At 32.5% G+C, this 23,439-nt stretch carries 21 protein-coding genes; 3 read left to right on the top strand and 18 right to left on the bottom strand.

Annotated features, from left to right (window positions below; all coding sequences use genetic code 11):
• Window positions 1-9 precede the first annotated feature (9 nt).
• Window positions 10-768 (top strand): 1-acyl-sn-glycerol-3-phosphate acyltransferase, encoded by a 759-nt coding sequence (locus Q4548_RS02720; RefSeq protein WP_303451226.1) that lies wholly within the window; start codon window positions 10-12, stop codon window positions 766-768.
• Here the strand turns inward: Q4548_RS02720 and Q4548_RS02715 are convergent.
• Together Q4548_RS02715 and Q4548_RS02710 are read right to left on the bottom strand one after the other, a co-directional pair.
• Window positions 761-1,531 carry an amidohydrolase gene (locus Q4548_RS02715; protein WP_303451225.1) on the bottom strand — a complete coding sequence of 257 codons (771 nt, stop codon included), beginning with the start codon at window positions 1,529-1,531 and terminating at the stop codon, window positions 761-763. The two genes, Q4548_RS02720 and Q4548_RS02715, sit on opposite strands and share 8 nt — an antisense overlap.
• The gene (locus Q4548_RS02710) at window positions 1,516-2,661 is read right to left on the bottom strand and encodes a methionine aminotransferase (protein ID WP_303451223.1); all 1,146 of its coding nucleotides are present in this window, start codon (window positions 2,659-2,661) and stop codon (window positions 1,516-1,518) included. The genes Q4548_RS02715 and Q4548_RS02710 overlap by 16 nt, the downstream gene beginning before the upstream one ends.
• Before the next feature lie 116 nt (window positions 2,662-2,777).
• On the opposite strand from Q4548_RS02710, the gene Q4548_RS02705 reads away from it, so the two are divergent.
• Entirely contained in the window at window positions 2,778-3,773 is a 996-nt protein-coding gene (locus tag Q4548_RS02705) for an NAD(P)H-dependent glycerol-3-phosphate dehydrogenase (RefSeq protein ID WP_303451554.1), read from the top strand.
• 3 nt (window positions 3,774-3,776) lie between these two features.
• Here Q4548_RS02705 and Q4548_RS02700 read toward each other — a convergent pair whose 3' ends face one another.
• The 7 genes from Q4548_RS02700 to Q4548_RS02670 all read right to left on the bottom strand — a co-directional run bounded on the left by Q4548_RS02700 (window position 3,777) and on the right by Q4548_RS02670 (window position 13,619).
• The gene (locus tag Q4548_RS02700; protein ID WP_303451221.1) at window positions 3,777-4,178 is read right to left on the bottom strand and encodes a hypothetical protein; all 402 of its coding nucleotides are present in this window, start codon (window positions 4,176-4,178) and stop codon (window positions 3,777-3,779) included.
• A 68-nt stretch (window positions 4,179-4,246) separates the two neighbouring features.
• Complete coding sequence (locus tag Q4548_RS02695) at window positions 4,247-5,329, bottom strand: LacI family DNA-binding transcriptional regulator (RefSeq protein ID WP_303451219.1); 1,083 nt, start codon at window positions 5,327-5,329, stop codon at window positions 4,247-4,249.
• 111 nt (window positions 5,330-5,440) lie between these two features.
• On the bottom strand, window positions 5,441-7,462 hold the full coding sequence (locus Q4548_RS02690) for a glycoside hydrolase family 97 protein (protein WP_303451218.1): 2,022 nt from the start codon (window positions 7,460-7,462) through the stop codon (window positions 5,441-5,443).
• Between the two features lie 36 nt (window positions 7,463-7,498).
• The gene (locus tag Q4548_RS02685) at window positions 7,499-8,863 is read right to left on the bottom strand and encodes a carbohydrate porin (RefSeq protein ID WP_303451215.1); all 1,365 of its coding nucleotides are present in this window, start codon (window positions 8,861-8,863) and stop codon (window positions 7,499-7,501) included.
• A 279-nt stretch (window positions 8,864-9,142) separates the two neighbouring features.
• Window positions 9,143-11,014, bottom strand: a complete 1,872-nt coding sequence (locus tag Q4548_RS02680) for a DUF4153 domain-containing protein (RefSeq protein ID WP_303451211.1) — start codon at window positions 11,012-11,014, stop codon at window positions 9,143-9,145.
• Window positions 11,015-11,096: 82 nt separating this feature from the next.
• Complete coding sequence (gene pheS, locus Q4548_RS02675) at window positions 11,097-12,116, bottom strand: phenylalanine--tRNA ligase subunit alpha (RefSeq protein ID WP_303451208.1); 1,020 nt, start codon at window positions 12,114-12,116, stop codon at window positions 11,097-11,099.
• Between the two features lie 198 nt (window positions 12,117-12,314).
• Window positions 12,315-13,619, bottom strand: coding sequence for an HTTM domain-containing protein (locus Q4548_RS02670; protein ID WP_303451206.1), 1,305 nt, complete (start codon window positions 13,617-13,619; stop codon window positions 12,315-12,317).
• Window positions 13,620-13,689: 70 nt separating this feature from the next.
• Between Q4548_RS02670 and gdhA the strand changes: the two genes are divergently transcribed.
• Window positions 13,690-15,033 (top strand): NADP-specific glutamate dehydrogenase, encoded by a 1,344-nt coding sequence (gene gdhA / locus Q4548_RS02665; RefSeq protein ID WP_303451203.1) that lies wholly within the window; start codon window positions 13,690-13,692, stop codon window positions 15,031-15,033.
• Between the two features lie 491 nt (window positions 15,034-15,524).
• On the opposite strand, the gene Q4548_RS02660 is transcribed toward gdhA, so the two are convergent.
• The 9 genes from Q4548_RS02660 to Q4548_RS02625 all read right to left on the bottom strand — a co-directional run bounded on the left by Q4548_RS02660 (window position 15,525) and on the right by Q4548_RS02625 (window position 23,399).
• A complete protein-coding gene (locus Q4548_RS02660; protein WP_303451200.1) occupies window positions 15,525-16,934 on the bottom strand; it encodes a 7TM diverse intracellular signaling domain-containing protein in 1,410 nt (469 codons plus the stop codon).
• A gap of 255 nt (window positions 16,935-17,189) precedes the next feature.
• Window positions 17,190-18,050 carry an ATP synthase F1 subunit gamma gene (atpG, locus tag Q4548_RS02655; RefSeq protein WP_303451197.1) on the bottom strand — a complete coding sequence of 287 codons (861 nt, stop codon included), beginning with the start codon at window positions 18,048-18,050 and terminating at the stop codon, window positions 17,190-17,192.
• A 113-nt stretch (window positions 18,051-18,163) separates the two neighbouring features.
• Window positions 18,164-19,732 (bottom strand): F0F1 ATP synthase subunit alpha, encoded by a 1,569-nt coding sequence (atpA, locus tag Q4548_RS02650; protein WP_303451194.1) that lies wholly within the window; start codon window positions 19,730-19,732, stop codon window positions 18,164-18,166.
• Window positions 19,733-19,759: 27 nt separating this feature from the next.
• Window positions 19,760-20,314 (bottom strand): ATP synthase F1 subunit delta, encoded by a 555-nt coding sequence (gene atpH, locus Q4548_RS02645; protein ID WP_303451189.1) that lies wholly within the window; start codon window positions 20,312-20,314, stop codon window positions 19,760-19,762.
• 7 nt (window positions 20,315-20,321) lie between these two features.
• Entirely contained in the window at window positions 20,322-20,822 is a 501-nt protein-coding gene (locus Q4548_RS02640; protein ID WP_303451186.1) for a F0F1 ATP synthase subunit B, read from the bottom strand.
• A 98-nt stretch (window positions 20,823-20,920) separates the two neighbouring features.
• Complete coding sequence (locus Q4548_RS02635) at window positions 20,921-21,115, bottom strand: ATP synthase F0 subunit C (protein ID WP_010136965.1); 195 nt, start codon at window positions 21,113-21,115, stop codon at window positions 20,921-20,923.
• A 37-nt stretch (window positions 21,116-21,152) separates the two neighbouring features.
• Window positions 21,153-22,301: a F0F1 ATP synthase subunit A gene (gene atpB, locus Q4548_RS02630; RefSeq protein ID WP_408068625.1), complete on the bottom strand. Its 1,149-nt coding sequence runs from the start codon at window positions 22,299-22,301 to the stop codon at window positions 21,153-21,155.
• 521 nt (window positions 22,302-22,822) lie between these two features.
• Complete coding sequence (locus Q4548_RS17200) at window positions 22,823-22,969, bottom strand: AtpZ/AtpI family protein (protein ID WP_369281292.1); 147 nt, start codon at window positions 22,967-22,969, stop codon at window positions 22,823-22,825.
• A 34-nt stretch (window positions 22,970-23,003) separates the two neighbouring features.
• Window positions 23,004-23,399, bottom strand: a complete 396-nt coding sequence (locus tag Q4548_RS02625; RefSeq protein ID WP_303451178.1) for a polymer-forming cytoskeletal protein — start codon at window positions 23,397-23,399, stop codon at window positions 23,004-23,006.
• Window positions 23,400-23,439: the final 40 nt, after the last annotated feature.

The raw sequence follows: 23,439 nt of genomic DNA, 5'->3' as shown, positions 1-23,439 counted from the left end.
AAACAAAACATGTCTAAACATAAAAAAATGCCATTAGGTAAAAGCCTTTTGGCCTATCCTCTATCGGTATTGTTTTATTTTGTTTATGCATTACTTTTATGCATATTTCATCCTATACAATGGCTTTCTTTAAAGATATTTGGTTACAACGGTCATAAAAAATCTGTAGATGTTTTAAACTTTTGTTTGACCAAATCTTTGTGCATTTTAGGTACCCATGTAAAATTCATCAATAAATATTCTTTTGATGATAGTGTTCCGCACATCATTGTATCCAACCATCAAAGCACGCATGAAATTCCACCATTAGGATGGTATTTTAGAAAATTACATCCAAAATTTGTTGCCAAAAAAGAATTAGGAAAAGGAATACCCAGCGTGTCTTTTAACCTAAACCACGGTGGATCTGTATTGATTGACAGAAGTGATGCCAGACAAGCATTAACGACCATTGGGGCTTTTGCAAAATACTTGCAAAAAAACAACAGGGCTGGAGTTATTTTTCCTGAAGGAACTAGAAGTAGAGATGGAAAACCAAAACGTTTTTCTGAAAATGGATTGAAAATATTAACCAAATTTGCACCTTCTGCCACTGTTATTCCTGTTACAGTAAACAACTCATGGAAACTATGGGAATATGGACAATTCCCAATGAATATTGGTGTAAAACTAACTATTGAAACACACTCACCTATAAAAGTATCTGATAAAAATTTTGACGAATTGTTTGCTGAAATTGAGACCTCTGTAAAAAGCAAAATTATATAAATTCAAAATTATCTTTATCTTCTAAAAATTTAAACTGATTACGAGTTGTTATTAAAGATGCTTTTTTAAGTGTCAATTGTCTCATCACGGGTTCATCTTCACAATGAGTTATCAATTCTCCAAGCGGTCCAATTACCTGAGAATCTCCTTGATATCGTAAGTTATTTCCGTCAATTCCTAATCTGTTTACTGCTACTACATAACTCATGTTTTCTATAGCTCTAGCGGTCAACAAACTGCTCCAAGCAAAAGCTCTTTTGGCTGGCCAGTTGGCTACATACAAAGCAATATCATATTGATCCGTATTTCTAGACCAAACAGGAAATCTTAAATCGTAGCACACAAAAGGTTTGATACGAAACCCTTTGTAAGAAATTAAAATGGATTTTTCTCCAGCATTGTATACTTCATCTTCTTTACCGTACGTAAACAAGTGCTTTTTATCATAAATAGATTGAATTCCGTCTGGTGTAACAAACAAAAAGCGATTGTAAAACTTATCATTTTCTTTAATACTTAAAGATCCACAAATAGCACAATTCATTTTTTTTGCCATTTGCAACATCCAATTCACCGAAAAACCATTCATAGCTTCTGCTACTTTAAGAGGTTCCATGCAAAAACCTGTTCCAAACATTTCGGGTAAAACAATCAAATCTGTTTTTATGTTCTGAATTTGTTTTTCCAAATACGATAACGTTGCCTTGCTATCCATCCACTGAATATCGGTTTGTACTAAGGTAATATTTATTGAATCTTGCATAATATTTTAGTTGCTTTAATAATGGTTTCATCCGTTTTTGCAAAACAGAATCTCAGAACTTTTTCGTCTAAAAAATGAGTATTAAAAACAGAAATAGGAATGGTTGCTATTTTAAATTCTCTTACCAATCGCTTTGCAAATTCCACATCGTTTTCATCCGTAATTTGATCGTATTTTAACAATTGAAAATACGTTCCTTTAGATGGAACAAAAGTAAATTTAGAATTTTTAATTCCCTCTAAAAACAAATCTCTTTTGTCTTGATAAAACGTGTTTAAATACTTGTAATTGTTTGCATCTTTTAAAAATGTCGCAAATGCTTTTTGATAAGGAGTGTTGATGCTAAAAACATTGAATTCATGAACCTTTACAAACTCATCCATTAATATTTTTGGAGCTGCACAATACCCAATTTTCCATCCTGTATTATGAAATGTTTTTCCAAAAGAAGCAATCAAGAAACTGTGTTCTCTTAAAACAGGAAACTCACAAATACTTTTATGTACCTGACCATCATAGGTCATATGCTCGTACACTTCATCACTCAAAACAACAATATTAGTACCTGTTACCAGGTTTTGCAAAGCCAATAAATCTTGAACATCAAACAACGTTCCTGTAGGATTTAAAGGTGAATTGAAAATTATCATTTTGGTTTTATGTGTTATTTTACTGGCCACCAAATTCCAATCCACTTTGTAATTTGGATAATACAATTGTATAAAAACGGGAACACCTCCATTCAATTTCACAACTGGTTCATAACTATCAAAAGCAGGCTTAAAAATAAGAACTTCGTCACCAGTAGTAATCACGGAGGCAACTGCATTAAAAATAGCTTCTGTAGCACCTGCGGTAATGGTAATTTCTTGATGAGAGCAGTATTTTACACCATACAAATTCTCAATTTTACGAGCAATCATTTCTCTTAATTCCGCATCTCCTCTCATAGGTGCGTATTGATTGTATCCATCTTGCATTGCCTTGAATACCAAATGCTGTAGTTCTTTCGACGTTTCAAAATTTGGAAAACCTTGCGATAAATTAATCGCATCATATTCTTTAGCCAAAGCACTCATTGTAGAAAAAATACTTTCGGTCAAATTGGGCAATTTTGATTTGATTCTCAATGTGTTTATTTTTTAGACCTTATAAAAATAAGGATTGATTTGTCATTTATACACAAAACAAGGCTTTAATCCGTATAGAAATCTTATTTTTGGAGGAATTGAAAGGATTATTTTTGATGAAAAAAGACGTGAAGGTTGCAGTTTTTGGAGGGGGTAGTTGGGCAACTGCTATAGTAAAAATGTTAAGTGAAAGAGTTGAAACAATAGGTTGGTACATGAGAAATGTTACCGCAATAGACTATATTAAAGAACACAATCACAATCCTAATTATTTAACTTCTATTGAGTTTAAAACAGAACAGCTTTTTCTTTCCAACGATATTAATGAAATGGTAGCTTATGCCGATATTATTATTTTGGCTATTCCTTCTGCATTTCTAAATGCCGAACTAGAAAAACTAACTACTTCTTTAACTTCAAAAACCATTTTTTCTGCTATCAAAGGCATTGTTCCCGAAACAGGTTTGATTGTTGGAGAACACTTGAACGAAACGTACAAAATTCCGTTTGAAAACATTGGTGTGATTACCGGACCTTGCCATGCAGAAGAAGTAGCCATGGAAAGATTGTCTTATTTAACCATTGCCTGTCAAGATGAAGAAAAGGCAAAATGTTTGGCGGAGTGCTTGACTTCAGATTACATTTTTTGCAAAACCTCAGACGATATTATTGGTTCTGAATATGCTGCCATGCTAAAAAACATATATGCTATTGCTGCTGGTATTGCCCATGGTTTAGGTTATGGAGACAATTACCAAGCTGTTTTGATGTCTAACGCTATTAGAGAAATGAAGCGATACATCAAAAAAATACATAAAATGAAACGTAACATAAATGACTCTGCTTATTTGGGAGATCTTTTGGTAACTGGTTATTCTACCTTTAGCAGAAACCGTATGTTTGGAAACATGATAGGAAAAGGGTATACTGTAAAATCTGCCATGATGGAAATGAAAATGGTAGCAGAAGGATATTACGCTGTAAAATCTGCCTATGAAATCAATCAAGTAAACGGTGCTAGAACTCCTATTATTGATGCCGTTTATAGTATTGTTTACGAAGGAAAAAGTCCGAAAAAATACTTTAAAATACTTTCTGAAAATTTAGATTAAAGTCTATTTCGCCACAATCCCATCTTTACCTAATTGTTTTATTCTGCGTAAAGCACCTTCTTTAATCGTATTTTTCTCAAATACGTATTTTTTATCGTACATAGTGTTTCCAATAAAAAATGAGGTATTGAAAAAGTTGGTCAACTTAAAAAGCTCTTCTTGAACCAGTTCTACTTTGGCAAAGGAATTTGCAGGTAATTCTTGAATGGTTTTGCGCATTACAGATGTCTCTATCAGCTTGTCTTCATCATAACCCTTAGAAACAATAATAGCCATCTCTAAAGCTTTATCTCCATCGTTCACCAAATAAACATTCCAATCATCACACTGAAATTCTTCATTGTACTCTTTTACAACGGCCATAAATACATTTTCTACTTCTGGAATTTGGATGTCTTTTTTCATGCGAATGAATATAGTGCTTTTGCAAATGAACTGCAAAAATAACAATTTGTAGGTCTAAAATCCTAAAATTAGGTCTCAGAAATATTGGGTAATAATCCTTGTATTTTTTGTAACAAGGTTTTAATTTCTTCAGTAGTATTGGTCGTATTGTCAAGTTTTAAACTGCTTTGTCTTTCTATAAACTCCAAATCAATTTGTTTTTTTTCAAAGGAACCTTTATCGTTGATTTGATTCAGCAAAACAGACACAGCTTGTTTTCCTATTTCTAAAAAATTTTGTTTTACTGTAGTTAAGGGTGGGTTGTAATAGGCACTGTCTGGAGTATCATCAAACCCAGTAACAGCCATATGCGCTGGAACGTTTATTTGTTGTTCTGCACAAGCTCTTAATGCTCCCAAAGCCATTTGATCGTTGGATACCAACAAAGCCGTAAACTTTTTGGGATAAAGTAACATTTTTGTGGTTTCTACATAGCCACTTGCTGCCGTCCAATCTCCTTCGGATTGTAAAATTATTTCTTGTTCTGCTCTTTTAATTTCGTTCTCCCAAGTAGTTTTTCGTAGTTCTGCAGCCCATGAATTTTGAGGTCCATTTAACAAAGCAAATTTTTGATATCCTTGCTTTATAAGATGCTGCTGTACAATTTGTTGCGCTCCTTGCTGATGGTTAGAGGAAACCTGTGCTACATTTGCATCTTCGGGTACATCAATAAACAAAAAAGAAATTTGAGGATGTTTGGTAACCAATGCTTCGGCCACATGTTTGGAAACTCCTAAGTTGATGATAATTCCTGCCACTTGTTGCGATCTTAAATCACGAATGGCTTCGTCTAAATTCTCCTCTTGCTGCTCTACTACAGTAATGGCAATGCTATAATCTTGTTTTTTGCTTTCCAAACGAATGCCTTCCACAATATTCATAGCTCCCTCCATAGACATTTTTAAAGTAACAATTCCCAGTACTTTTACTTTTTTTTGCACCAACAACTGTGCTCCTTTGTTAGGAACATACCCTAATTTGTCTATAGCTTCTTGTACCTTTTTTAAAGTTTTAGGCTCTACTCCTTTCCCTCCATTGGTAACTCTAGATACAGTTTGTGTAGAAACTCCAGCTAGGGCTGCTACCTCTTTAAAAGTGACTTTTTTGCTCATAATCGTACGGTTCTTAACAAAGATAAGGGATTTAAAACTTCACCATAAAGAAATCTACTCCCTGTATAAAACAGAAAGTAGATTTGTGTATAAGTAGGGGATGTAACAGATTTATAGTTTAACAACAAAACCTCCGCCTGGTGCCATATGAATGGTAATTTTGTCTGAAACATTCTCAGTAGATTTCTTAAAGTCTAAACCATTGTTGTCTGCGTTAATTCCGTCTTTATAAACGGTTGCTTGTCCACTTTTTCCTGTAATTCCTTTTACGTCAATCGTAATATCTCTAGCATCCCAGTTATTTAAACCCCCAATATACCAAGTATCTCCACTTCTACGAGCCGTCACAATGTATTCTCCCATCACCCCATCAATGGTTTTACTCTCGTCCCATACCGTTGGAATTTCTGCAATAAACTTTGTGCTTACTGGATTTTTTTCATAATTGGTAGGTGTGTCACACAACATGTTTAATGGCGACAAGAAAATAACATATTCTGCCAATTGATGCATGCGTGTTCCCTGACTCATAGGTTTAGAAAAGTTAGGATAATACTGTGTTTCTACTGTGTTGGTAATGGTATTTAAAGATTTTACTGCATTGTTCATAGCACCTTGCGTATAATCAACAGGTCCAGAAATCATACGTAAGTAAGGCATGGTAACATCATAAGTTACCTGGTCGCAAGTTTGTGGTTGCCATTTCATTTGCTCTAAACCGTGTACTCCTTCAAAGTTTAAAATATTTGGATAAGTTCTTTGCAATCCAGCAGGTTTGTATGTTCCGTGTAAATCGGCCAATAAATCGTAATTTGCACACATTTTTGCAACACGTTCGTTAAAATATACCAAGTCTTGATCGTCTCCGTTCATAAAATCGACTTTAAACCCTTTTACGCCCATTTTGCTATAATGTTCACACACTTTTTGCATGTCTTTATCAAAAGCGTAATATCCAGCCCAAAGAATAATTCCCACATTTCTTTCTTTTCCATAAGCAAGCAACTCTTCTAGGTCAATTTCAGGCACAACTTGCATTAAATCATAGACTTTGTTTACAGACCAACCTTCATCCAAAATCACGTATTCTATTCCGTTTTTAGCTGCAAAATCAATATAATACTTATACGTTTGGTTGTTAATTCCTGCTTTAAAATCTACACCTTCTAAATTCCAATTGTTCCACCAATCCCAAGCTACTTTTCCAGGTTTAATCCAGCTAGTATCTCCAATGGCATTTTCTTCGGCTAATAGATAAGATAAATCTGTGTTGGCCAATTCTACATCATTACTAGTTACAATAGCCGCTCTCCACGGAAACGATCTTTTTTGATTGATTTTAGCAATGTAATCATGACGAGACTTTACGGTTACCTGTAAATTGTTGTATCCTGAATGCTCTTCTACTTCCTTACGCAAAGGAGCAAAAAAGGCACTTAAGGTATTTTCCTTTTCTGTTGCCTGCATGTACATCCCTGGGTAATTTCTTAAATCACTTTCGGTTATTGTTACACGTTTTCCTTTAGGAGCGGCTACACTTAAAGGTAAAAACATCAAACGTTCTTTGTCTAATTCTGATATTTTTAAATGTGTATATGTGTTTTCAAAAGCTTGAGACAATTGATGCTCTAAATCTCCAGGAGAATATACATAGGGTACGGTGGTATCTGCATCGTTTACAAATTCGTAATCTGCAATTTCGTTCACAACTTCAAAATTTCCTCTTTTATTACTTACAAATCGATAAGCAACACCATCATTGTAAGCTCTAAACTCTAAACTCCAATTGCCTTCAAACTCTATAGCAACTTGGTTGTAATGATCTTTTACCGTAGTGCTTTTGTAAAAAGGGGAAGTAATGGTTTTATCAACCGTGCTTTTTTGAATGTTTTTTACTTTAGATTCTTTTCCCAAAACCACTCCATTAGACAATGCCATGGCTATTTTAGAGGGTGCCAATACCAATACCTCGTCTTGAGAAATGGAGTAGCGAATGTCGTTTTCAATGTTAATTTGAGCTTTTGTAGCTCCGTCTGGCGATGTAACTGTAATCTTTTGTGTTGTTGTTCCCATTGCGCTTGTTGTTACCAGTATTAAACTTAATACAAGTTTATAAAATGCTATTTTTTTCATGATTCTAAATTTTATGTTTTTTTTATTTATTTATTCTTACCACCAAATTTCAAATTGCAATCCCAACGTAAATCCCTCGGTATTGTTCCCAAAAGGGGCATTTGTAGGAGTGGTTCCTATATGTCCCATTAAATCGTTGCTCCAAAAAGCGTAAGTTATCAAGGGGCGTAAAACAGGTCGATTGTAAAATCCTTTGTTTAGAGAAATTTCTGGAGTAAAGGAAATGCGTTGTAAATTTCCTTCAACATTTACCTGTTGATTGTTTACGTATTCTGTACTTAGCTCTAAGCTTAACTTAAAATACCTATTTAAATAATACATTCCTCTTGCCCCAACCGCTATCCAGTACAATTTGTTTCCTGTGTTTTCTAGGTAACTTTTAGTTCCATTTTGATAATTGTAAGGCTGTGTTCCAAAATCTTTAAACACACTCATTAAAATACCATTGATAGCAAAACGATCCAAATCGTCGTACAAAAAGTTGTTGTTGATTTCTAGCGCATAAGCTTTTCTTAAATCGTTTAACACCAACTGATTGTTGTTAGGGTTTTCTTTTTGAGACATTCCTGTCCAGTGATGTTGTGCAACCGTTGCTCCTTGCCTAAACAAAACAGCAAAGGTGTTGGTAATGTTCTTTTTTTCGGTGTCTAACCAAGCAAAGGCACCAAAACCATGACGAGTTTCATAATCCAATGTTGGGTTGGCCGCACGGATCGAATAGTTCACCGCCAAATTGATTTTACTTGTTTTGCTTACAGGAACATGTACCCAACGCGCATCCGCAGTAAAAGCTTTTAACACACTTTGGTTTTGATTGAGGTAAGACACAACTTCTTTATCTTCAAAAGCCCAAGCTCCTAGTTTAAAATCTTGAGCTCCCTTGTTGGTAATTAAATTTTCTATTCCCAAACCCCACCCTGTTTGTGCAGGATTCATCCATTGTTTGTCTAATAAGTGAATGGCTTGCCTGTGATAATAACGTTTTCCAATCCATAAAACCTCTTTGTTTCCCAACAAATTGTTTCCGCGAACATAGAGTTGAGCTGTTTTGTCAAATTGCATTTCATTTTCAGTTCCAAAGGCTTCGTAAAAAGAAGTCATCCAAACCACATCTATTGATTGATTTTTTTCTTTGTTTATATAACGTGTATAATCAAACTCCAATTCTCCATAAGTATCTGCTTGGTTTCCTAAGCTAAATTTGTTCAAAGCACCAGGCATTTGAAAATGCGCTTGAGTAGCACCTCCTTCACTCTGCCCTATTCCTGTTCTGATATAACCTGAAGTACCAAAGTAATTCTGATCGTCTTCCCATAATTTTTGTCCAAAACCTGAAAATACCGTCATCAAAACAACGCTATAGGTAAGCAACCTGGTTTTAAAGTTTATAGTTATTGTCATATTTTTTGGATTTGTTGTTACAAAAACATTAAAATGTTTTCGCAAACATACAACTAAATAATGAATTTAATTTCCTTTTTTGCCATTTATTATGTTTTTGAAAACATAGACAATGCAAGAATGCAGTTAATACGGTAGTTTGGGTCAATTTTTAAGAATCACTTAATTTTGACTTTTTTTGTAACCGAGGAAAAAAATCACAAAGAGAAGAGTTGTAAACACAAAAAAACTGTAGACAAGATGCCTACAGTTTTGTTCTTTTATTAAACGTTAAAAATTCTACTTTTCTATAATAAATAAGGTTCCACCAAAATTTTGTACAGGATTTGTTTCTTGAGTTGTTTTAAGGTGTACATAATCAATTTCACAAATAATTTCCAGATCTGAAGAAGTAAAGGTAGTACTCCATAAAATTTCAGGCAGAGAGTTATTGTTGCTAGTTCCCCATTTGTCTATGATTTCCTTTTTTAGTTTCTCTAAAGGAATCACTAAGGTATCGTGCTGCGTTATGATTCTGAGTGTTTTTTGTTGTCTACTAAGTTGAATAGTTTGATTTTGGAGAGGAATAATTTTAGATGCCTTTTTTGTTGAAAACATAAAACCATAAAGATAATCCGCACCTTGGGTAGCAATCAATTTTGGTTTTTTGGTTCTGTAGTACACCGTTTTTTGATTGCTGCTGTTCTTGTATAACTTGCGGTATTTTATCCCCATCGTCTCCATATACCTCCTAGCCTCACTATTGTAAGAAAATCTTTTGTGTGTGATGGTGTCTCCAATCAGAACCGTAAAATCTTGAACAAACCACGGCCTTATTTGTTGAAAACCATGATGATCGACTAAATAATCTAAAATAGATTTAACTTCATTATGAAGAGAATCGTTTAAAATATGATTGTTGATCAATTTCTTTTTAGTTCTAAACTTTGGCAAACTGTCTAGATTCCAAAGAACTTCATTTTCAATTTTCCCATCAACCAAAATGCCGTTTTCTATCAATATTTTTTCCAATCGATGTGCTTGACTTTTTTCACTTACAGAAAACATTCCCCAAGGTCCAAAACAAGTCAAAATCAACAAGATAGAAAGTGAAACCGGAATGAACTTAATGTTGTCTTTTTTAATGATAAAATAGATACAGACCATGCTAATCCATACGCCCAAAGTAATTGCCGCATACCTCTTAATAGTAATTCCATAATCTAAAACTCTCATGCTAAGAGCTATAAAAAGTACTATTACCAAAGGAATAATAAGAATGTAAAAAACTTTAGAAAATTTTGGAATCCACTCATTACCTAACAATTTTCCGTACGGATAAATCAACAAAATGGTAAAAAACCCTAAAACAGAAACTCCCGAAACCAAGTAAGAAACAATTCCTTTTGGCCAATCCCAAGAAATAAAAATTTTACCAATGTATGCATATAGAATCACTAAATAAAGCACCAATAAAGACAACAAAATATATTGGGTAAATATTTTTAGTCCTTTGGGATATTCTCGAACCTTTTCCAGTTTGTTTAAATCATCTGGAACTCCCGAAACAAAAAACCAAGTATTGAACAATCCAATAATTACAATATAAATATCCAAATAAAGCTCGTCATGAATTTCTACATTGAACAATGATTTAACGGAAAACAAAGCTAAGATCAACCCAATATAAATAAACGTTGAATACAGAACAGAAGTACAAAGTCTTAAAAACAATGCTTTGTTATAGTTCCAAAAACCATTCAGTTCTTTTGTTTTAAGATAGGGAGCAAAAGAAACCAATAAGTGAATAATCACGTTAAAAACACCATATCTAATATAAGGAATAGAGGTGTTGTGCGTAGTATCTATAGAAGGAAATGACACGTAAATTGTTCCTAAGAAAAGAAATCCTAAAAGATAGATTCCATACAAATAGTTAGCACTTAAATGATTTTTACGTTTAAAAACCGAAATACAAAAAAATAATGGCACCCCTAAAGAAAAAGTTAACAACGCATTTATACATGGTAATTTGTTGGTAATTTCATCATCGTATTCTACCAAAACCAATGATAAAACAACAGCTACGAAAGCAGATAAAACAACCAAAGGATACTTTAAAAAAGAATCTTTGGCATTGTTGTATAAATACCTAATAGACAAGAACTTCATAGCGTTGCGTTTTTATCAAATATAAAAAAAGCTACAAGGTTTATAATTCTTGTAGCTTTTTAAATTTATGTTTTTAGTTGTACTAGTTAATCGCTTTGAATTGCTCTAAGAAACGAACGTCGTTTTCGTAAAACATTCTAATATCTGGAATTTGATACAATAACATGGCAATACGCTCAATACCCATTCCAAAAGCGTAACCACTGTATTTTGTAGGATCAATATTCGCATTTTTCAATACGTTAGGATCTACCATTCCGCACCCCATAATCTCTAACCAACCTGTTCCTTTGGTAATTTTATAATCTGTTTCTGTTTCTAATCCCCAATAAATGTCTACCTCGGCACTAGGCTCCGTAAATGGAAAATAAGAAGGACGTAAACGTATTTTAGATTTACCAAACATTTCTTGAGTAAAGTACAAAAGTGTTTGTTTTAAATCTGCAAAAGACACGTCTGTATCAATGTACAAACCTTCTACTTGATGAAAAATACAGTGAGCACGAGCAGAAATATCCTCGTTTCTAAATACTCTACCAGGAGATAAAGTTCTGATAGGTGGTTGGTTATTTTCCATATATCTTGTTTGCACAGACGATGTATGTGTACGCAATAATATATCTGGGTTTTGTTCTATAAAAAAGGTGTCTTGCATGTCTCGTGCCGGATGGTATTCTGGTAAGTTCAACGCAGTAAAGTTGTGCCAATCGTCTTCAATTTCTGGCCCTTCAGAAACGGTAAATCCAATTCTAGAAAACACATCAATAATTTGATTTTTCACAATAGATATTGGGTGACGAGATCCTAATTTTAAAGGTTCAGCCGGTCTAGTTAAATCATTTAAAGAGTCACTTTCTAAAGCTGCATCTTCCAACAAAGCTTTCATTTCGTTGATTTTTCCTTCAGCTGCATTTTTAAAAGTATTCAATGCTTGACCAAATTCTTTCTTCTGATCGTTGGCTACGTTTTTAAATTCAGCAAAAAGATCATTTAAAATACCCTTTTTACCAACGTATTTGATTCTAAATGTTTCAAGCTCCTCCTTAGTAGTAGCCTTAAAATCATTTACTTCTCCAATCAATTCTTTAACTTTATCTAACATAATCTTTCTTCAGAAATTAGATGGCAAATTTAAACAAACTATTTATAATAGGATGTTTAAATTTGCATAGAGTTTTTACTATCCGTAGATAGTTTTTCAATTATTTTTATTCTCCAACCAATTGAAGTCCTAACCTTTTAAGCTCTCTTTGTAAAGATTTCATTTACAATTTACAAGCTATGTAACCCTTCCAAATTATCACCAACCTTCAAAATTGGTTATCCAATTATTATGCTTAAAGTAGTTCCATGATGTATTTGCCAAATCAACTTTAGGGTCTATAAATGTTTTTGAAGGTCTTCCGTTCAAGCTTTTTTTACTGATACAAAAAACCTTTATTTCATGTCCTTTTTTAGCCTCTTCTTGTTTTAAATATTGAGCATATTGCCAAATAACATCTGGCTGCGTATTGACCAAATGTTTTTGTTTTTGAGACAGTATTTTGGGGTGATGAATGTATGTTTTGTTGTTAGTAACATCTTCTATTCTAAAACGAGTATTTCCTCTTGCGGTTCTCAACATCATTCTCCAACTCATTTTATGTCCTTCTTCTGTCCAAAATGTATTTCCTTCTATAAAATATTGTCTGAGTGGTAAAAACAATTGTAGCATAATGTATAAAAGTAAGAGCCCTGTAATTCTCTTATTGACAAAACCTGATGCTTGAGTATTAAAATATTCTTTCCTAGGCAAAAATATTTTCTGGATTTTTTTCGCATCAAAAAAGAACAAAGCAAAAGAGAGACTTAAATACGGAAACACCCCTACTTGAAATACAATGGAATTAAAACTATGAAAAAACAGAGAAATAACAAACCCAAACACTCTAGTTTTTATACACATTAAAAGAGGAATAATCAGCAAATCAAACAACAGTCCTCCATAAGCAATTGCCATGTAAAACCATTCTTGAGTAAAAAACTGACCTATAAACGGAAAAGAAGCTTCTCCTTTTAATACAATTTTTGTAAAAGTTCCGTCCAACCAATCTGGATAAATTTTTGCAATTCCTCCAAAAAAATACACACAAGAAATTTGAAAAATCAGCACAAACTTACACCAATATGGCATGTAAAATTGTATTGGAATACGTTTTGTTTTTACGTCTAGAGAAGCGTATCTATTTGCTGGTAAAAAAATCATGATGAAACATAACAAAATCATCAAGTAGTAATGATTGTTGTAAGATATCTTATGACACAAATAACAATATGTCCAAAGAATGGTATATGTTATAATAGACAGTTTATAAAAATATCCCAACAATACACCCAAACCCAACAAACCCATTAAACCATACAAATAATACATTCCTAATCCGTCTAATGGTTGCATCCATTCCAAACCAATGTAACTAAAATGAATGGTTGGCTCTATATAGGTACGTTCAATCCAACCCGTAAAAATAGAGCCCCAAGCTTCGGCTGTTAAAACAAAACCAAAAATAATTCTAAAAATAACCAATGGACTGTTGTCAATTTTTTTAAATAGAAAATCCATCATAATGGTGTAAGATTTTTATAAATTAGTTTAATACACAAAGATATTTTTATATTAAAAAAAAACTTTAAAAATGGATAAAAGAGTACAAGATTTTATGGATCTCGTTAAGATTCGTAATTCAAATGAACCTGAATTTTTACAAGCCGTACAAGAAGTTGCCGAAACTGTAATTCCATACGTTTGTGAACACGATATATATTATGGTAAAAATATATTATTAAGAATGGTAGAACCTGAAAGATTGATTTCTTTTAGAGTTTGCTGGGTAGATGATGATGGAGAAATACAAATTAACAGAGGGTACAGAGTTCAGATGAATTCTGCTATAGGACCTTACAAGGGAGGTTTAAGATTTCACCCTACGGTAAACCAAAGTGTTTTAAAATTTTTAGCCTTTGAACAAGTTTTTAAAAACTCATTAACCACACTTCCAATGGGTGGTGGTAAAGGAGGATCCGACTTTGATCCAAAAGGAAAATCTGACGATGAAATTATGCGTTTTTGCCATGCTTTTATGTCTGAGTTATTCCGACACATAGGACATGATACCGATGTTCCTGCAGGTGATATTGGAGTTGGTGCTCGTGAAGTAGGTTTCTTGTTTGGAATGTACAAAAAATTAAAAAATGAATTTACTGGAGTCTTAACAGGAAAAGGATTGTCTTGGGGAGGTTCTCAAATTAGACCAGAAGCTACAGGTTATGGTGCTGTATATTTTGCAGAATCTATGTTAAAAACACAAAACAAAGATTTAAAAGATAAAGTAATATTAATTTCCGGATCTGGAAACGTAGCCCAATTTGCTGCCGAAAAGTGTATTCAACTGGGTGGTAAAGTAGTCACTTTATCAGATTCTTCGGGATATATATATGACGAAGATGGTATTGATCAAGAAAAATTAGAATTTATAAAAGAACTAAAAAATGTAAAAAGAAGTCGTATTTCAGAATATACAGCTAAATATACTTCGGCAGTTTATCATATAGGAAAAACTCCATGGGCAGAAAAATGTCACTTAGCTTTTCCTTGTGCAACCCAAAACGAATTGGATAAAAATGCTGCTATCTCGTTAATTTCAAATGGATGCTTTTGTGTTACTGAAGGAGCTAACATGCCTTGTACGATAGATGCTATTGAAGAATTTCACAAAGCAAAAATATTTTTTGCCCCAGGGAAAGCATCTAATGCAGGTGGAGTTGCCACTTCTGGTTTAGAAATGACACAAAATGCATTGCGTTACAAATGGACAAGAACAGAAGTAGACAACAAATTAAAAGAAATTATGAAAGACATTCATGCTTCTTGTGAAGAATATGGAACAGAACAAGATGGCTACGTCAATTATGTAAAAGGTGCAAATATTGCAGGTTTTGTAAAAGTTGCCGATGCAATGTTGGCTCAAGGAGTGATCTAAAAGACTTACTCTTTTTTCCTAGATTTTATCAAGCCGTTGTATTTTATATTCAACGGTTTTTTTTATTGCTTAAAACAAAAACACTTGTTAAAAAATTTAACAAGTGCTTTTTCTAGTATTTAAATTAACATATTACCCCTAAAAGAAAACTAAACACTATTAATATTTTAATGAAACGTCTACTTTGTTTTTTGCATAAATAAAAACATATGTATTCGATTTTGTCTTTAATAATTTATTTGAAGTTGAGTACATAGTTTACTCTAAAAATTCTTCTTTTATATAATTATAAAATTCTAAATAGTATATCACCCAACACATCGTAAAAAGGCAACATTACCACATATGTATTTTTTAATCATAAAAAGTAATACTTTAATACCAAATCTAGTTTAAATCTTCCAAACAAATGATAATATTTCAAAAAAACAGACCTATACTTTCGTCTAGTTTTTATAAAAAAACATATAAAACACTGTTTATCAGTATCTTTATTTTTTAAAATCATTAAACATAATTCCTAATTCTATTCTTTTTTTTATGTTTAATTTTTTAAAAATATTTGAAATATGATATTTAACTGTTGATTCTTGAATAAATAATTCCTCCGCAATGTGTTTGTTTGAATTTCCTTTTAATATTAACGTCATCACTTCTTTCTCTCTTAAAGACAATTTATAATGTTTTGTAAACGCTTCTAAAGTTTCTTCAGAAGATTTTGAATGACTTTCATTTTCTATTCTAATCTTTTCATTTAAGTCTGTCTGAACTTTATCTTTCTCCAAAGTTACTTTCTTATGCCTAAAAGATATCGCATAAAGAAAAACCATCATTTCTATAATGCTCCCAGTTTTCAAATTTGCAACCGAGAAACCAATATCAAAAACACCAAACTGGGAAGGTAAAATGTATAATATATTAGATATATACAAAACTAAATAAGCTACCAAAGCAAATCTAGCATATAAAGACTTTTTAAACAACGATACTGCAGACAGTGTATAAATTGTAAAGCAAAGAGAGTTTATTACCTCTCCAACTATATACCATAGTAAATTATCAGACGCAATAAACAACAAATAAACAATTCCACTCAGCACAATTGATGATACACCATAATAAATCAATTTGGGATAGTGCTTGTTTAATTGTAAAGCCTCTGTGCTAAACAAAACTACAAACACCAAGATCAACCAATAAAAAAGTAAATTAAGATGTTCTATCCATTTTGAATTTCCAAAAAAATCATAAAACAAACCATCTAATTCAAATATAGACAATGTAATACTGATTAATAAGCCACAATAAAGAAGAAAGAATCTATTTCTATTGATAAAGTAAAACATCAAATTAATCAAAAGAACCACGATAGAAAACCCATAATACAAACCTAATTGCATCCATCTTTTGTAATAAAAATCTGTAAGCCCATCTTCTGAAAAAACCTTTATTGGAAAGAAAATACTTTTGGTAAAATCTACAACAAAATAATACTCTGCTGTTTCTCCTTGATTTAAGACGAAAGGAAACTGAATGTATTTTTTTTGTTTCTCTTCAAAACTATAAACTTCTTTTAAGCTTCCGTTTGTATTCTTGTACAGTGATAAATTGTTAAAAGTAGTCGTGTTTATTCTGTAAACTAATTCTTTATTTTTAGTTGTTACATTCTTAAATTTTAATCTAAGCCACACTCTGGAGTCGTTAGCTCCCGGAAAATTTTTATCAAAAGAACTAAACTCTTTATCCTGTATTGATTCCTTTGTTTCAAGTGTAGAAACATCAAGATAATAAACCAGTTCACTTTTTAATGATTTAAGTGTAAAGTCAACGTCAATCTCTATCGACTCTTGAGAAAATCCAAAATTAAAAAACAATAATATGAATGGGGTAATAAATCTCATACTCTGAAATATCTTATTTTAAATAGGGGTATAAAAAAAAGAGTACGGAAAGATAAATCTAACCGTACTCACTAATATAATATTTTAAAATTTTAATATCTCTTACTTTTATTAAGTATTTCTGATTTTATAAATTTTAAATTTCACTAAGTATTTCTCAATTTTTAAAGCCTCTGTTCAATCAACATAACCTACTCACAATCTGTAAATTGCTCTATGTTTTTTTGATAAAGTTTAGCTTACCTTAAATTGTGATTAATTGTTCAACGCTTCTGCTCCACCAACAATTTCTAAGATTTCTCCTGTAATTGCTGCTTGACGAGCTTTATTGTACGTCAATTTTAAACCATCTCTTAAATCTTTTGCATTGTCTGTAGCTTTGTGCATAGCAGTCATACGAGCACCGTGCTCAGCTGCAAAAGAATCTCTGATTGCTTTGTATAACTGAGTTTTTAAAGACTTAGGAATCAATGCTGCTACAATTTCCTCTTTTGAAGGTTCAAAAATATAATCCGAAGAAACATTTCCTGCAACTTCTACAGGTTCAATTGGTAAATATTGTTCTAATGTTGCAATTTGTGTTGCTGCATTTTTAAACACATTGTAAACAACTTCAATTCTATCAAAATCTCCATTGGCATACATTTCCATCAATTCTTCAGCAATTACAGTAACATTGTCAAAAGTTAAATCATCGTAAACAGTAACATTGTTTTTTAAAACATTGTATTTTTTTGATAATATATCATTTGCCTTTTTACCAATGGTATATAGCGTAATTTCTTTACCTTGATATTTTTCAGAAATAACTTTTTCTGTCTTTTTTATGATTGAAGTATTGAAACCTCCACACAAACCTCTATTTGAAGAAACTACTACCAATAAAACTTTAGACACCTCTCTTTGCTCTGCAAATACACCTCCAGCATCAGCATCTAATGTAGCACTTAAGTTTTGTAACAACTCAGTTAATTTATTTGCATAAGGACGCATGGCAGTAATAGCGTCTTGAGCTTTTTTCAACTTTGCTGCAGATACCATCTTCATTGCGCTCGTAATTTTCATTGTAGAGCCAATAGAGGTAATTCTGTTTCTAATTTCTTTTAAGTTTGCCATTTCTTTTAGTATTAAGTATTAAGTAGTTAGTACATAGACTACTTCTCAAAAACTTTATTGAAATGTAAACACTAAATGCGTAATGCATTTAGTGTTTACTACTTGTTTTGTTATTAGTATTTAGCTGAAATTTCTGCTGCTACAGATTCCAACACGTCTAAACCTTCCAATTTACCAGACTTTAACACGTCTAATACATCTCTGTGTTTCGCATTTAAATACTCAATGTAATCAGCTTCAAACTCTTTTACTTTGTTAACAGGAACATTCTTTAATAAGTTCTTAGAACCTGCATAAATAATAGCAATTTGGTCTTCTACCGTATATGGATCATTTTGAGCTTGCTTTAAAATCTCTACGTTACGTTGTCCTTTTTCAATTACAGATAAAGTAGCTGAATCTAAATCAGATCCAAATTTAGCAAACGCTTCTAATTCACGGAACTGAGCTTGATCTAATTTTAAAGTACCAGATACTTTTTTCATAGATTTAATCTGTGCGTTACCTCCTACACGTGATACAGAAATACCCACGTTGATTGCAGGACGAACCCCAGAGTTAAATAAATCTCCATCTAAGAAGATTTGCCCATCAGTAATAGAAATTACGTTTGTTGGAATATATGCAGAAACATCTCCTGCTTGTGTTTCAATAATTGGCAAAGCTGTAATAGAACCTCCTCCTTTGATTTTTCCAACTAAAGAAGCAGGAATATCATTCATTTGAGCAGCAATCTTATCGTTGTTAATTACTTTTGCAGCACGTTCCAATAATCTTGAGTGTAAATAGAATACATCCCCTGGATAAGCTTCACGTCCTGGTGGTCTTCTTAACAATAAAGATACCTCACGGTAAGCAACTGCTTGTTTAGACAAATCATCATAAACAATTAAAGCTGGTCTACCAGTATCTCTAAAATATTCTCCTACTGCAGCACCTGCAAATGGAGCATATACCTGCATTGGAGCAGGATCAGAAGCATTAGCAGCAACAATAGTTGTATATGCTAAAGCACCTTTTTCTTCTAATAAGTTTACAATCAATGCAACTGTAGAGGCTTTTTGACCAATAGCTACATAAATACAATAAACAGGTTCTCCTGCATCGTAAAATTCTTTTTGATTGATAATTGTATCAATTGCAACAGTAGATTTACCTGTTTGACGGTCACCAATAATTAACTCACGTTGTCCACGTCCAACAGGAATCATAGCATCTACAGATTTAATACCTGTTTGCAATGGTTCTGTTACAGGCTCACGGAAAATAACTCCAGGAGCTTTACGTTCTAATGGCATTTCAAAAGTTTCACCAGCAATAGGACCTTTTCCATCGATAGGAGTACCCAAAGTATCTACTACACGACCTACAATTCCTTCACCAACATTGATAGAAGCAATTTTTTCAGTTCTTTTTACAGTAGAACCTTCATGTACTTCTGAAGAAGAACCTAACAATACAACACCTACATTGTCTTCTTCTAAATTCAATACAATCCCTTGTAATCCTGAATCAAATTCAACTAATTCTCCATACTGCACATTCGCTAATCCGTATACACGTGCAATACCATCTCCAATTTGTAATACAGTACCAACCTCATTTAAAGAACCTGTTGCTTCAAAATTTGTTAGCTGCGCTTGTAAAATTGCTGATACTTCAGCTGGTTTTATTGCTGCCATCTTTATTTATTATTTGATGTAATTTTTTTAAATTTTTGCTTCGTAATGACTATCGTCAAAACTTCTTTCTAACTCTCTTAAGCTTTTTGCTATACTAGCATCGTATTGAATATCTCCAACTCTTAAAATAAAACCTCCAATTATATCTGGATTTATATCATTATTAAGTGTAGTTTCGTTACCCGTCAATTCTTTTACTTTAGCAATAACTTGTATTCTTAAAGCATCCGATAAAGGAACAGCTGTTGTTACTTTAGCAACATCTATAGACTTTAAATGGTCATAAATTATTTGATAATCACTTGCTACAGTTTCTAAAACATCCAATCTTTTCTTGTTTGCTAAAAGCTTGATCAATCCCAGAGAGTAGTTGTTAACTTTAGATCCAAAAATAGCTTCTAGAACAGATACTTTGTCACTTAGCTTGATGATTGGACTTTTTAACAACACTTTTAAATCATCGCTTCCTTGAATGGTTTCTTCAATCAACTGCATATCATTGTATACTGCTGTTTCGCTCCCATCAGTCTTAGCAAGATTTAAAATCGCTTTTGCGTAACGTATTGCTGCTCTTGTACTCATATTTCTACTAGTTTAAAGTAACTTCTTTTAACGATTTTTCTACCAATTCTAATTGAGTAGCTTCTGAAGATAATTCTCTCTTTATTACTTTTTTAGCAATATCAATAGAAATTCCTGCAATTTGAGATTTAAGTTCAGCCAAAGCAGCTTGTTTTTCTACTTCGATAGCTCCTTTTGCATTAGTGATAATGATTTCTGCTTGTTCATTAGCTTCCTCTTTAGCATCAGCAACTATTTTGTCTTTAATCTCACGAGCTTCTTTTAACATAGTGTCTCTTTCTGCTCTAGCTTCTTTGATGATTCTTTCGTTTTCAGAATTTAATTTCTCTAATTCCTTTTTTGCATTTTCAGCAGCCTCTAAAGCATTCGCAATACCTTCTTCTCTAGTATTTAAAGCTTCTAATATAGGCTTCCAGGCAAACTTACGCATTAATACTATTAAAATAACAAAGATAATTGCTACCCAGAAAAATAGACCAAATGAAAAATCATTAATTAACTTATCCATCTATGTAAAATATTTAATATAGTTTAGTTTTGTACTTTTTGTTTAAATAGATACTATCTGTAACCAACCGTTACAGATAGCACTAAGTTTTCTTGTGATTATTTTCCTAAGATTAAAGCACCAAATGCCAAACCTTCCAATAATGCACCAATAATAATCATTGCAGTTTGAATCTTGTTAGCTGCTTCTGGTTGACGTGCAATAGCGTCCATTGCTGAACCTCCAATTTTACCTAAACCTAAACCTGCTCCAATAACGATTAAACCTGCTCCTACTAATCCTGGGATTTCCATAATAATGATATATAATAATTAAACAAAAAATTTATTTTTAATGATGATCGTGTTCTTCTACAGCCATACCAATAAACAATGATGATAACATGGTAAAGATGTATGCTTGTAAAAACGCAACCAATATTTCGATAACATTGATAAACAACGTTAACAATAACGATACTCCAATACTACCTCCTGTACCTAACATTGCCTTTCCTGTGTAAATTAAGGCAATCAACCCCATTACTACGGTGTGACCTGCTGTAATGTTTGCAAACAAACGAATTAACAAAGAGAAAGGTTTGGTAAACATTCCTAATACTTCAATAGGTGCTAATACTATTTTCATAGGTACTGGAACTCCAGGCATCCAAAATATATGTTTCCAATAATCTTTATTTGCACTAAATTGTACAATAAAGAACGTAAACAATGCCAAACAAACAGTTACCGCAATGTTTCCTGTTACGTTAATTCCTAACGGAGTTAACCCTAATAAGTTTGTTATCCAAATAAAGAAGAATACGGTCAATAAGAACCCCATAAATTTTCTGTATTGCTTTTCACCAATGTTTGGTCTAGCAATTTCATCTCTCACAAAAAGTACTAAAGGCTCTAAAACTCTAGCAAATCCTGTTGGAATAGGTCCATTTTTATATCCGTTTGCCAAACTTACAAACAACAAAAGCATAATAATAGAAATCACCAAAATTGACAATACGTTTTTAGTAATTGAAAAATCTAATGCTTTTTCGTTTGTTGGATGGTGGTGCTCATCGTAGTGAATAGTTCCTTGAGCATCCGTCTTATAAATTTTTCCGTGGTATAATTTGTAATGTTGTCCGTTTTTTTCGACTACTTTTTCACCATGATCAAATTCAGAAGACATAAAAACAGTCAATCCATTTTCAAACAAAATTACTGGCAAAGAAAACCCGTAATGATGATTTGACGCCTCATCTGAGAAAAATATAAAGTCGTGAGAATCCGCCAAGTGATGTTCTGAATAAGCCGTAATTTCTTCAGGAGTATTAACTCCCTCTAAAAAACCTTCTTCTTCTGAATGAGGCTTTTTTGCCACATGTTCGCTTTTCTCGTGTTGAGCAGTATCGTGATGCTGTTCATCGTTTGCCTGACTTGTAAACGGTAGTAACGTTAACATTAACACCACTAAAACTTTTAGGTTCAATTTTACTATCATTCCCTCGTGAATATTGATTGTTTTCAAAATTTGTGCAAATGTAAACAATAATTTAAAAATACTATTAGTTTTCAACACTGAATTGTTGAAAAATAAAAAACATTACTCTTTTTTAGTTTGACCAAGAAGATCGCTAATCTTCAATATTTTTACCACAAAAATTTGCTCCATTACCAAATTGATAAGAAAAGGACAAAAAACTGCAACAGCATCATAATTAGACACTTCACCTATTGTATTTTTGGGATTCAGCACCAAAAACAAAAATAACATTTTTACAAAGCTCAACCCTAAAAATATGAATCCGATATTGTTTTCGTATTTTTTGTGCAAAAAGTAAATACTTACACAAACAAATAGCGAAGCCAAAGCATTTAACAAGTAAGATAAAGGAAGATTTACCACCTTTACTATTCCTGCTGTTATAAAATTTGTTTCAATTGTGGTGTGCACTAGAAATGCAAAAAGGTTTGTTACTAAAAAAATAGTCAAACCTTTGACATGATTTTTAATCATCAAATTTATTCGTTATTTAGTTTGTTCAATTGCCGTGTTAAATTAAGGACAAATAAAACAAGTGATAGAATGATAAAAAAAAGAGTTCCCCATGGTTTTTCAAAACCAAAATACTCATCTACTCTGACACCTATCAAAGATGACAAATACATAGTTACTCCTAATTGCGCTCCAATTCCTGAAAATTTAAGAAACTTTTGAAGCTTTCCCTTGCTTGGATTCGTTTGATTTTTCTTCAACCTTACTTGATGGTTTTAATTCTTTAACAGCACTTAACATACTACAATTTGCATTGATTACTGCTCCTGGCTCAACCGTAAAACTTTCCGCTAAAACCTCACCATAAACTTTTGCAGATGGTTTTAAGCACAATGAGTTTTTTACTTCTAAACGCCCATCAAATGTACCTTCAACGTCTGCATTTACACATTTCATTTCTCCTAAAACTTTTCCTTCTGGACCAATAATTACTTTCCCAGTTGTAATTAAATCTCCTTCTATTGTTCCATCAATTCTAAAATCTCCCTGAGAAGTAATACTTCCTTTAAAAACTGATTTTTGAGAAATTCTGTTCCTTTCCATTGTTAAGTTTTCCTGCACCATTGTTTTTACTACTTTTTTA

This window comes from Wenyingzhuangia sp. 2_MG-2023, assembly GCF_030548295.1.
Lineage (GTDB): Bacteria > Bacteroidota > Bacteroidia > Flavobacteriales > Flavobacteriaceae > Wenyingzhuangia.
The sequence above is the reverse complement of the archived record's forward strand: the minus strand, read 5'-3'. Positions and strand labels throughout refer to the sequence as shown.

Coding starts and splice junctions, on each gene's coding strand:
- Q4548_RS02720 (WP_303451226.1), top strand. CDS start 10: ATGTCTAAACATAAAAAAATGCCATTAGGTAAAAGCCTTTTGGCCTAT.
- Q4548_RS02715 (WP_303451225.1), bottom strand. CDS start 1,531: ATGCAAGATTCAATAAATATTACCTTAGTACAAACCGATATTCAGTGG.
- Q4548_RS02705 (WP_303451554.1), top strand. CDS start 2,778: ATGAAAAAAGACGTGAAGGTTGCAGTTTTTGGAGGGGGTAGTTGGGCA.
- Q4548_RS02700 (WP_303451221.1), bottom strand. CDS start 4,178: ATGAAAAAAGACATCCAAATTCCAGAAGTAGAAAATGTATTTATGGCC.
- Q4548_RS02695 (WP_303451219.1), bottom strand. CDS start 5,329: ATGAGCAAAAAAGTCACTTTTAAAGAGGTAGCAGCCCTAGCTGGAGTT.
- Q4548_RS02690 (WP_303451218.1), bottom strand. CDS start 7,462: ATGAAAAAAATAGCATTTTATAAACTTGTATTAAGTTTAATACTGGTA.
- Q4548_RS02685 (WP_303451215.1), bottom strand. CDS start 8,863: ATGACAATAACTATAAACTTTAAAACCAGGTTGCTTACCTATAGCGTT.
- Q4548_RS02680 (WP_303451211.1), bottom strand. CDS start 11,014: ATGAAGTTCTTGTCTATTAGGTATTTATACAACAATGCCAAAGATTCT.
- pheS (WP_303451208.1), bottom strand. CDS start 12,116: ATGTTAGATAAAGTTAAAGAATTGATTGGAGAAGTAAATGATTTTAAG.
- Q4548_RS02670 (WP_303451206.1), bottom strand. CDS start 13,619: ATGATGGATTTTCTATTTAAAAAAATTGACAACAGTCCATTGGTTATT.
- gdhA (WP_303451203.1), top strand. CDS start 13,690: ATGGATAAAAGAGTACAAGATTTTATGGATCTCGTTAAGATTCGTAAT.
- Q4548_RS02660 (WP_303451200.1), bottom strand. CDS start 16,934: ATGAGATTTATTACCCCATTCATATTATTGTTTTTTAATTTTGGATTT.
- atpG (WP_303451197.1), bottom strand. CDS start 18,050: ATGGCAAACTTAAAAGAAATTAGAAACAGAATTACCTCTATTGGCTCT.
- atpA (WP_303451194.1), bottom strand. CDS start 19,732: ATGGCAGCAATAAAACCAGCTGAAGTATCAGCAATTTTACAAGCGCAG.
- atpH (WP_303451189.1), bottom strand. CDS start 20,314: ATGAGTACAAGAGCAGCAATACGTTACGCAAAAGCGATTTTAAATCTT.
- Q4548_RS02640 (WP_303451186.1), bottom strand. CDS start 20,822: ATGGATAAGTTAATTAATGATTTTTCATTTGGTCTATTTTTCTGGGTA.
- Q4548_RS02635 (WP_010136965.1), bottom strand. CDS start 21,115: ATGGAAATCCCAGGATTAGTAGGAGCAGGTTTAATCGTTATTGGAGCA.
- atpB (WP_408068625.1), bottom strand. CDS start 22,301: ATGATAGTAAAATTGAACCTAAAAGTTTTAGTGGTGTTAATGTTAACG.
- Q4548_RS17200 (WP_369281292.1), bottom strand. CDS start 22,969: ATGTATTTGTCATCTTTGATAGGTGTCAGAGTAGATGAGTATTTTGGT.
- Q4548_RS02625 (WP_303451178.1), bottom strand. CDS start 23,399: ATGGAAAGGAACAGAATTTCTCAAAAATCAGTTTTTAAAGGAAGTATT.